The sequence below is a fragment of the Hymenobacter sp. FMD4 genome, from assembly GCF_058932745.1.
In genome coordinates, this window is record NZ_JBZYWH010000048.1 from 1 (window position 1) to 10,579 (window position 10,579).

Below are 10,579 nucleotides of genomic sequence, written 5' to 3' on the forward strand. Positions count from 1 at the left end.
GCGTGGTGGTGTCGCTGTGCTCATGCTTGGGGGCTTCGGGCTCCGTATCTGAGCCGGATGATGCTTGCACCAAACTCCACAATACTTCGCGCACCTCCGTCGGGCTGTCTACATGGTAGCGAGCCAAGGAGCGGTGACGGGCGCCTACTTTCACCGTGAAGGCGTCTTTGGGAGCAGAGCGGAAAGTGTCTTCGTCGGTGCGGTCGTCGCCCATGACTAGTACGAAGTCGGGCTCAAATTGCTGTATCCAGTGCGCAGCTGCTACGCCTTTGTCGATGCCAGCATTTTTGATTTCGACTACTTTATTGCCTTCCATCACGTGCAGTCCGCTGCTGCTGGCAATGAATTGTAGGTGAGCCGACAGCTCCCGGGCACGCATGGCGCCCAAATCCGGGTCGGTGCGGCGATAGTGCCAGACCAGCGAGTACTCCTTTTCCTCGATGAAGGCACCGGCAGTCCGGCTCACGTGCATTTCGAGAATGGGTCGGATGTCACGTTTCCAGTCGTTGCGCAGGGGTTGAATCATGTGCCAGTCGCCGTCGCGCTGTTTCAGCCACACGCCGTGTTCGGTGATAAAGTCGAGGGGCAAGTCGCCGAGCCACTGGGTAAGCGTGGTCCGGTCGCGTCCCGAAATGATGACCACGCGGTTGCGCTCATCGGTAGCCAAAGCCTGCAACAGCCGCCGCAGTTCCTCGTCGGGACGCACCTGCTGCGGGTTGTTGTGGAAAGGCATCAGCGTGCCGTCGTAATCGAGGAGCAGTACACGGCGCTGAGCCTGCTGATACTGCTCGGTCATGGAAGCTTGTACGGTAGGGTCCAAGGTATCGGTCTCGAGGATTTTCTGCTTGATTTTGGCGTAGGTGAGGCGGTTCATAAACAGCTCCACCCAAGCGTGTACGTCGTAGCGCTGCACCACGGCCTGCAAGCCAGCCATGCGCTGCTGCTGTTCTTCCAACGGCATAGTCAGAGCCTGGTAAAGCGTCTCAGCTACTTCCTCGGTATCGGTGGGGTTGATCAGCAGCGCGTCGGAAAGCTCCCGGGCTGCGCCAGCTCGCTCGCTCAGGATGAGCACACCGCGGGCGTCGGTTTTGCTGGCGATGAATTCTTTGGCCACTAGGTTCATGCCGTCGCGCATGGGCGTCACCAGCGCCACATCGGCCAAGCGGTAGAGGGCACTGAGCTCTTCGAGTGGGTAAGAGCGGTAGAAGTACTGAATCGGCGACCAGGAGATGGTGCGGTACTGGGAGTTGATGCGGCCGGCCAGCTCGTCGATTTCCTCTTTTAGCTCTTTGTATTGGGCGACTTGGTCACGGGAAGGCACCACCAGCATCAGCAGCGTCACGCGGTGGTGCAGCTCCGGGTGGTTTTTCAGCAAGAGCTCGAAAGCGCGCAGACGCTGGGCAATGCCCTTGGTGTAGTCGAGGCGGTCGATGCTCAGCACAATTTGCTGATTGCTCATGGCCTCGCGGTACTGCGTCTCCAGCTCTTGGGCCTCCGGTGAGGCCGCTACCTCGGCGTAGCGTTGGTAGTCGATGCCCATCGGAAATGAATCCACTACCACGTTGCGGCTGCCCGTTTCTATTACGCCATTCTGATTGGTGCAGCCCAAGAGGCGCTCCACCGAGCTCAGAAAGTGGCGCATGTAGTTGTAAGTATGGAAGCCAACCAGGTCGGAACCCAACAGGCCTTCGAGCAGCTGCCGGCGCCACGGAATGGCGCTGAAGATTTCGTAGGACGGGAATGGAATGTGCAGAAAGAAGCCAATGGTAGCCTGCGGCAAGGCTTTGCGCAACATGCCCGGCAGCAGTAGTAACTGGTAGTCCTGCACCCAAATGGTGTCCTCGGGACCGGCCACGGCCGCTACGGCCTCGCAGAATTTGCGGTTTACAGCTACGTAGGCTTCCCAGTAAGTCGGCTCGAAAACAGCGTACTGGGCAAAGTAGTGGAAGGTGGGCCAGAGCGTTTCGTTGCTGAAGCCTTCGTAGTAATCCCGGATTTCTTCTTCCGTCAGGAATACTGGCGCCATGCTGTCCTGCGCAAGCTGCTCGGTTACGTGTTGTTCGTCTTCGGGAGCTTCGAGGTATAGGCCGGGCCAGCCGACCCATACGTTGCCGTCTTGTTTGTATACGGAGCCCAAGCCAGTGGCTAGGCCACCTTCACTAGGCGAAAACGTGAGGTTACCGTCAGATTCGCGCTTGACCTTGGTGGGCAGGCGGTTAGAAACGATGATGGTGCGGGGCATAATGAGCCGAATAAACTTGTGCTTCCCACTACGCAGGCTGCCGGAATAGGGCTGTGTTAACTTTTAAAGAACGTAGCAAACCGCGCAGCCACGGAAGGGCATAAAAAGAGGCAGGCCGCTCATCACGATACTCGCCCCAAGGGTAGAGCATCAGTTGCCGCATTTGATGAGCAGCCTGCCTCTTGATCTAACGGCAGAAGCCGGTTCCGGACTGCCAGGCAAGTACTGATTTCGATTTGAAATAAATACGGGTTCTGGCCGGCGGTTAGCGCCGAGTGCCAAAGCGGTACTCCGTCACGGAATGGAATACGGTGTCGGGCTCTAGTACCGTCGAAGGAAAAGCCGGTTGGTTGGGCGAGTCTGGGAAGTGCTGCGTTTCCAGGCAGAAGCCGCCGTGCTTTAGATAAGCAGTGTTGTTCTTGCCAATGAGTGAGCCATCCAGAAAATTACCGGCGTAAAACTGAATGCCTGGCTGGTCGGTGAACACCTCTAGCGTCCGGCCCGATACTGGCTCGTACGCTGCGGCCACCGGACGAAATCCTTTGCCGCGCAGTTCCCAGTTGTGGTCGTAGCCACCCGGCACCTCGTCGGCTTTTTCACCAACGGCCCGCGCTTGGGTAAAGTCGAAGGGCGTGCCTTGCACGGCGAGCAGCTCTCCGGTTGGTATCAGCGTGTCGTCCACTACGGTGTAACGGTCGGCGTGTAGGGTCAGCTCATGGCCGAGAATGTCTGGCGTCTGCCCGGCGCTCAGATTAAAATAGCAGTGGTTGGTCAGGTTGATAGGGGTCGGACGGTCAGTAACAGCAGTGTAATCAATACGCAGGCTGTTGTCGGCAGTGAGGCCGTAAAGCACCGTTACCGTCAGGTTGCCGGGGTAGCCTTCCTCGCCGTCAGGGCTGATGCAGGTAAGACGTAATACAGGCCCGAGGTCTACCAGCATTTCTGCTTGCCATAGTTGGCGGTCGAAGCCGTGCTGGCCACCGTGCAGGTGGTTTGGCCCGTTGTTGGTCGCCAGCGTGTAGGCTTGGCCATTCAGCTCGAAGCGACCTTCCCGAATGCGGTTGCCGTAACGGCCAATCAAAGCGCCGAAATACGGGTTGGCCGCGGCGTAAGCGTCGCTGAGGTAGCCCTCAAGGGTGTCGAAACCAAGCACTACGTCGCCTAACTGCCCTACGCGGTCTGGCGTTAGTAGCTCCGTCACAATGCCACCGTAGTTGGTGATGCGGGCTACCATGCCCGTGCTGCTGGTCAAGGTGAACAGCTGAACGTCTTGTCCGTTGGGCAGCTGCCCAAAAGGTGCGGCCGTAATTGAAGGTTGTGCCATGAGCGGGAAAGTATTGCCTAAGCCGCTGTGTACGCACGCACCGAAGCCTTAGATGGCAGAAATCAAAAGCGAATCCAGAGAATTGATAAGCCAAGCAACTAGCAAAGCGGCCTGTCTATTGCTTTCAGAACGAAAAGCCCCGCTCGTATCAGCCGGAGTTCAAAAAGCAAAAGGACCCTGTTACCAGGGTCCTTTTGCTTTTTACGTCTAACTTCTTGCTTCAAAACCTAGCGTTGGTTGCGCAGCGTAAACCGCTCAAACACGGCCGTTTCGGTTTCCTCGCCTTGGGCAATCAGGCCTACGCGTACGCCCCGGTCCCAAGGCGGCAGGTAAGTGCCATTGATAGCGAAGCCATCGGTGCGCAGTGGCTCCCAGTTCAGGCCACCATCAGAGCTGTACGCAAAGCGGAAGCGGCTGCCGCCCCAGCATTCCAGCCGAATGCCAAGCTGCGAGCAGGGCTCCAGCAGCACTTCGGTCAGGCGCTGTTTCTTGCCCATTTTCACGTGCCACAGCTGCAGCATGTTGTCGCCGGCCACCAGTGCCAAGGCGTTGTACGGGTCACCGATAGCGCCCAGACCCGCGAAAGTGCCTTCACTTAGGGTAGTGCTGTCGAGTATCACGCTAGCGGTGTAGGTAGCCGCATAGGTACGCTGTACTACCATCGAGCCCAGGCGGGCCGAGCTGGCGCCGAGGTGCAGCTGGCTGTCGGCTACGTGGATGGGCGGCTGATTGCCAACTGGCCACTGCCACGTCAAAGCCAACGCGTCGCTATCGAACTCATCGGTCACGTTCATCACCGTCACGTCGGCCAGCGGCGCGGCTTGCGGGCTGCTGTTGACAAACTCCGGCCAGTCCTGCGCGTTCCAGGTAAACTCGCTCAGCAAGCCTTGGCGGCCTACGAACTCGTGGCTGTTGGCATGGTAAGCGTGGTGCAACAGGAACCAGCGGCCGTCCTTTTCTGCTACAGTGCCGTGGCCGGGGCATTTCCACACCTCGTTATCGGTCAGAATGGGGTTCATCGGGCACTTCTCCCACGGCCCCAGCAAGGTGCGCGAGCGGGCTACGCCCTCAGCGTACGTGCAGTACTTACCGCAGCACGCGTTACCGGCGTAGAACATGTAGAAGTAGTCGTTGTGGCGCACCAGTGCCGAGCCTTCTACTAGCGAGCCTTCCCATGGCGCATCGTTGCGGAATAGCTCGTGGCGCTTACCCACCAGCTTTAACGACTTCTCATCGATGCGCTGGGCCCAGATAGGAGTGGGCTTGTTGCGGCTGTTGCCGTCGTTTTTCCACACCAGGTGCAGCACCCCGTTTTCGTCGCGCACCGGGAATCCATCGATGGAGCCAGCTGCTTCACCCACTAGCGGGCCGTGGTCGGTGTACGGGCCTTCGGGCTGGTCGGCGCTGGCTACGGCTACGCAGAGCACGCCGCCTCTCTTACGGGCCGTGTAGTATAGGTACACTTTACCGCCCTCGTAGAAGAGTTCCGGTGCCCAAAATTGCGAGTCACACCAAGCCGGCAGGCGGCCGGGAAACACATGGCTCACCAGCTCCCAGTTCACCAGGTCGGTAGACTTGAAGAGCGGGAACACTGCGCCCCACTCGGCAGAAGTAGCGCTGGCCCAGTACGTGTCGCCGATCTTCGCAATAGTCGGATCGGGGAAGTCACCGGGAAGCACCAACCGGTCGTAGCCCACTAGGGCCGGCGCTACGGGCGCCGCGCTGCTACCGGCAAAAAGAATTTCCGGGCTGTCGAAAAGCAGATCAGTGTCCGGTGTAGGGGAATAAGCCCCTGATTCCAGGTCGAAAGACAAAGCAGAAGTGACGTTAGAATGAAAAAACGGCCTACCCGATAAGCAGCTCCAACTCGAGGCCCAGCGCGCATTGCCAACTCCGAAGTGAGCTGCGCAAAACACGCGCCAGAATCAAGTTAATTTTTGGCACTTAAGAAAGATTTTTTGTACCGTCCGCGCTACCCAGGGTTGGCTCAAAAGCCAGTCAGAATCAATGAAAACGCCGAACGCTGCAAAGTTTACAAGAGTTCGGCGTTTTCTATTTTTCGAAGTTAAACAACAACTTTTGTATTGTGCCAGCTTTGCGGCATTTTTTTGTTGAACCTTACTTCCGTTGGGTTCAACCTTGGGTATTAGACGACCAAACGACGGCAACACTCGTTGAAACTAGGTAGCTGCTTTCGCTAGATTGCCTGCCATACCTAGGCAAACCTGCTGCCAGTTCAGCCGCCGCGGTGAATAATCCGTATTTCTACGCCGGCTGCAGTTGTCACCTGAATTCCCGTTGCTATGCTTGCCCAAACCGTTGCTTCCGCCTTTCAGCGTCATTTTGGCTACGCCGCACCTATGGTAGTCCGCGCCCCCGGCCGCGTAAACCTCATCGGCGAACACACCGACTACAACAACGGCTTCGTGCTGCCGGCTGCCGTCGACAAAGCTGTTTACTACGCCGTAGGGCTCAATAATGGCGACGAAATTCGCCTCGTTGCAAACGATTTGAACGACTGCTTTACGTTACCGCTGAGCGAGCTGAAGCGTTCCGAAACCCAATGGGCCAACTACCTGCTTGGTGTAGTGGATCAGCTCCGGCAGCGCGGTATTGCCCTTACCGGCTTCGACTGCGTGTTCGGTGGCGATATTCCCATGGGCGCTGGCATGTCCTCGTCGGCCGCGCTGGAATCAGGATTGGCTTTCGCGCTAAATCAGCTGCTCGATGCTAACCTCGACAAACTGGAGCTGGCCCGCATCGCGCAGAAAGCCGAGCATGAATACGCCGGCGTGATGTGCGGCATCATGGATCAGTTCGCCAGCATCTTGGGCCGCCCCGAGCACGTGGTACGCCTTGATTGCCGCTCACTCGAGTACGAATATTTTCCCTTCGACACCCAAGCCTGCCGCATTGTGCTTTGCAATTCTGGTGTGAAGCACAGCCTTGCCAGCTCCGAATACAATACCCGCCGCCAGGAGTGCGAACGGGGTGTGGCCGTGCTGCAACAGTATTACCCCGAGGTCCAGAGCCTGCGCGACGCAACGCTTGACCAGCTGCAGGAGCACCGGCAGGAGCTAGGCGACGTTGTCTACCGACGCTGCTCGTACGTGGTGCAAGAAAACCTGCGTGTGGAAGCCGCTTGCCGCCACCTCGAAGCGCATGACCTTGCGGCTTTCGGCCAGGAGATGTACGGCTCGCACGCAGGCCTGCGCGATGATTATGAGGTTAGCTGCGAAGAGCTCGATGTATTGGTAGAAGCCGCTCAGCAGGTGCCCGGCGTATATGGCGCCCGCATGATGGGCGGCGGTTTCGGCGGCTGCACCATCAATCTAGTGGCGCCTGATCAGGTCGACTCCTTTATAGAGAAAGTAGGCGCTGCTTACGAGCAGCGCTTCGGCCGGCCGCTGGAAACCTACCAAACGACTATCATGGGCGGCGTTGGCACCGTGCCAACAGCCGTTTCCTAGCCCGATTTGTTGACCTAGCTTTTGCTGCGCCTATGGCTTCTTTTGATAGCACCGAACATCCGCACCGTCGTCTAAATGCCCTCAACGGCGACTGGGTTCTAGTCTCGCCGCACCGCTCCAAACGTCCTTGGCAGGGCCAGCAGGAAAAGCCCGACCGCGAACAGCGCCCCGCTTTCGACCCTACCTGCTACCTGTGCCCCGGCAACACCCGCGCCAACGGTGCCGTGAATCCCGCGTACGAATCGACGTTTGTGTTCGACAACGACTTCGCCGCGCTGTACCAGGATGTGCCCACCGGTGGCATCAACGAAGGCGGCCTGCTGCGGGCCGAGGCCGAGTCGGGAGTGGGCCGCGTCATCTGCTTTTCGCCCCGCCACGATCTGACCTTGCCCGAAATGGACGTGCCTGCCATTCGCCGGGTGGTAGACCTCTGGGCTGAGCAGTACCAAGAGCTCGGCAGTCAGCCCGACATCAATTACGTACAGATCTTCGAGAATAAAGGCTCGATGATGGGCGCCAGCAACCCGCACCCGCACGGCCAGATCTGGGCCCAGCGCACCGTGCCCACGGAGCCTGCTAAGGAAACCGTGCAGCAGTTGGCCTACTTCCAGGAGCACGGCCGCACCCTTTTAACCGACTACCTCGCCATCGAGCTAGAGAAAAAGGAGCGCATCGTCTTGGCGAATGAGCACTTCGTGGTGCTGGTGCCGTTCTGGGCCATATGGCCTTTCGAAACGCTGGTGGTGGCCCGTCGACCCGTGCAGGATGTAACCCAGCTCACCCCTGAGGAGCGCGACGCGTTGGCCGATGCCCTGCGCCGCCTTACCATTCGATACGATAACCTGTTCGAAATTTCCTTTCCGTATTCTGCCGGCTTGCACCAGCGCCCCACCGATGGTCAGGAGCATCCGGAGTGGCACTTGCACATGCACTTTTACCCGCCGCTGCTGCGCTCGGCCACCGTGCGCAAGTTTATGGTCGGCTACGAACTGCTGGGCAATCCGCAACGCGACATCACTCCCGAGTTCAGCGCCGACAAGCTTCGAAGCTTGTCGGAAATCCATTACAAGCAGACCGAGCAGGGTTAGAACCTGTACTGCGCGACATACTATATAAAGGAGCAAAAACGGATGGTACACTGGATCATCCGTTTTTGCTCCTTTATATAGTATGTAGAGTTGCCTACCTTTTGCTTGGTTAGTCCGATGAAGCAAACGGTCTGCTCAGCCATTCCGGCCAATGTTGCGCGATAGATTTATACTCGCGGCATTGTCAGTCACCGTTTCTGCCTTTGCTCCGCATGGCTTCCCCCAGACATATCCTGCCGCTGTTGTGTGCCACCGTCATGAGTCAGCAGGTTTCCGTAGCCCAACCCAGCGCTGTCATTTTCCAGCAGCCACCAGCTTGGGCCCAGGACGTGGTTTGGTACCAAATCTTCGTGGAACGCTTCAGCAACGGTGACCCGCGCAACGACCCTACGCCCCAAACCATGTTGCCCGCTTTCCAGGCCCCACCCGGCTGGCGCATCACTCCTTGGACGCACAATTGGTATGAACCCGAACCCTGGGCTAAACGGTCCAAGCTTTCCTGGGGCGATGAGCTGGGGCTGCGCCGTTACGGCGGTGACTTGCAAGGCGTGCTCGATAAGCTTGATTACCTGCGCGACCTCGGCATATCGGCCCTTTACTTAAACCCTCTCAACGATGCACCGTCGTTACACAAGTACGACGCCCGCAGCTACCATCACATTGACGTCACTTTCGGTCCAGACCCTGCCGGCGACCAGCGCATCATCGCCCGCGAGAACCCAGCCGACCCCAGCACTTGGCAGTGGACCTCCGCCGACAGGCTTTTCCTGAAACTGGTAGAGGAAGCGCACCACCGCAACATGAAGGTGGTGCTCGATTACTCCTGGAACCACACCGGTGTGGGCTTTTGGGCCTGGCAAGACATCCTGAAAAAGCAGAACGCTTCTCCCTTTGCCGATTGGTACCAAATTACCTCGTTCGATAATCCTGCCACGCCCGCCAATGAGTTTACTTATCAAGGATGGGCAAACTTGGCTAGCCTGCCCGAAATCCGCAAAGTCAACGTCACTACCGAACGCAAATCCGGGCAACCTTATGAAGGCAACCTCAGCGAGGGGGCCAAACAACACATCTTGGCCGTCACCAAACGCTGGCTTGCCCCCGATGGCGATGTACGCAAGGGTATCGACGGCTACCGCCTCGATGTAGCCGACCAAATTCCCATGGGCTTTTGGCGTGAGTACCGTACCCATGTCAAGGCCATCAAGCCCGACGCGTACTTAGTAGGAGAAGTATGGTGGGAAGAATGGCCCGATAGGTTGATGAACCCCGTGCCCTACGTCAGCGGTGACGTGTTCGATGCCATTATGTTCTATCAGGTATACCGGCCCGCCCGCAGCTTCTTCGCCGATGTTACCCAGCCTATCGATGCTCCGCAGTTCGTGGCCGCGTTACAAGCTGAGTGGAACCGACTTTCTAAGCCCATGCGCTACGCTATGATGAATGTCAACGCCTCTCATGACACGCCCCGCTTACTCACCGACTTTTACAATCCCAATAAGTACAAGTACCAAGCTACCCCGCGCGACAACCCCAGCTATAAAACCGGCAAACCTGACGCCGAGACCTATCAACGCGTGCGCCTATATCTGCTGCATCAGTTTACCAGCATTGGCGCCCCACATATTTGGAACGGCGACGAGCTAGGCATGTGGGGCGCCGACGATCCTGATTGCCGCAAACCGCTCATGTGGCCCGAGCTTCGCTTCGAGCCAGAAACTCGCAATAACTACCAACCCGGGCCAGCTATAAAAGATGATGTGGGCTTTGATGAAGAACATCACGCCTTCTACCGCCAGCTAATTCACCTCCGAGAGAGCCAGCCTGTCCTACGTACCGGCGACATAGAGTTCTTGGTGGCTACTGGCAAGCAACTCTCGTATCGGCGTTTCAACAAGCAGCAACAGATAGTCGTGCTGTTTAACTTAGAAAAGGAGCCCAGAAGGTTTAGCCTACCAAGCAATGGCAAGTGGATTAGCCTTCTAGGAGGTGCCTTAACAGTCACAGATGGCCAAGTACAGGTACCGCCCTTGAGTGGATTGGTACTGAAGAACTGATTGAGCATTTGCCTTAACCTCAACGATGGCTGGTACTTAAGGGCTAATCCCATGATAGGTAGCTGGTTTCAAAAAAACTATGGACTGATTGAACCTTAATCTTACCCGAAGTGTCTATCCGGAAGCGCCAGCAACAAGTGCGGCGCTTTCCTTGGTTTCCCCAGGCCGCAAGCAGGGGGTACGGCCGCCGGCGGAAGCATCGCCCCTTTTTTTTCAGCGCGGTGAACTTCCCCAAGTGCTTCAGGGTTAGGTCTTGGGCGCACCGGGAGCCGCGCTTGCAAAAGTGCAAGCACCTTGAAAAAGCACCGAAGGTATTGCGGGTTCGGAAATGACCTGGTACTTTTGTCCTCCCGATCAAACGGAACGGGGCGGCGAGCGGGGAAATCGACACGCTCCGA

6 protein-coding genes are annotated in these 10,579 nt (G+C 57.7%); 3 read left to right on the top strand and 3 right to left on the bottom strand.

The features are described 5' to 3' along the window. From AC5FXY_RS22225 to AC5FXY_RS22235, 3 genes are all read right to left on the bottom strand, one after another. Positions 1 to 2,242, bottom strand: a 2,242-nt coding sequence (locus AC5FXY_RS22225) for a bifunctional alpha,alpha-trehalose-phosphate synthase (UDP-forming)/trehalose-phosphatase (RefSeq protein WP_493558927.1), incomplete at its 3' end; no start/stop codon positions are given. Positions 2,243 to 2,507: 265 nt separating this feature from the next. Next, complete coding sequence (locus AC5FXY_RS22230) at positions 2,508 to 3,566, bottom strand: aldose epimerase family protein (protein ID WP_493558928.1); 1,059 nt, start codon at positions 3,564 to 3,566, stop codon at positions 2,508 to 2,510. A gap of 227 nt (positions 3,567 to 3,793) precedes the next feature. Then, on the bottom strand, positions 3,794 to 5,380 hold the full coding sequence (locus AC5FXY_RS22235) for a family 43 glycosylhydrolase (protein WP_493558929.1): 1,587 nt from the start codon (positions 5,378 to 5,380) through the stop codon (positions 3,794 to 3,796). 489 nt (positions 5,381 to 5,869) lie between these two features. On the opposite strand from AC5FXY_RS22235, the gene AC5FXY_RS22240 reads away from it, so the two are divergent. From AC5FXY_RS22240 to AC5FXY_RS22250, 3 genes are all read left to right on the top strand, one after another. Then, entirely contained in the window at positions 5,870 to 7,036 is a 1,167-nt protein-coding gene (locus AC5FXY_RS22240) for a galactokinase (protein ID WP_493558930.1), read from the top strand. Between the two features lie 32 nt (positions 7,037 to 7,068). Further along, positions 7,069 to 8,124, top strand: a complete 1,056-nt coding sequence (locus tag AC5FXY_RS22245; RefSeq protein WP_493558931.1) for a UDP-glucose--hexose-1-phosphate uridylyltransferase — start codon at positions 7,069 to 7,071, stop codon at positions 8,122 to 8,124. 212 nt (positions 8,125 to 8,336) lie between these two features. Further along, on the top strand, positions 8,337 to 10,181 hold the full coding sequence (locus tag AC5FXY_RS22250; protein WP_493558932.1) for a glycoside hydrolase family 13 protein: 1,845 nt from the start codon (positions 8,337 to 8,339) through the stop codon (positions 10,179 to 10,181). The last annotated feature ends 398 nt before the right edge of the window (positions 10,182 to 10,579 follow it).

Excerpts from the sequence above, each read along its gene's own strand:
- AC5FXY_RS22230 (WP_493558928.1), bottom strand. The coding sequence starts at position 3,566 with ATGGCACAACCTTCAATTACGGCCGCACCTTTTGGGCAGCTGCCCAAC.
- AC5FXY_RS22240 (WP_493558930.1), top strand. The coding sequence starts at position 5,870 with ATGCTTGCCCAAACCGTTGCTTCCGCCTTTCAGCGTCATTTTGGCTAC.
- AC5FXY_RS22250 (WP_493558932.1), top strand. The coding sequence starts at position 8,337 with ATGGCTTCCCCCAGACATATCCTGCCGCTGTTGTGTGCCACCGTCATG.
- AC5FXY_RS22245 (WP_493558931.1), top strand. The coding sequence starts at position 7,069 with ATGGCTTCTTTTGATAGCACCGAACATCCGCACCGTCGTCTAAATGCC.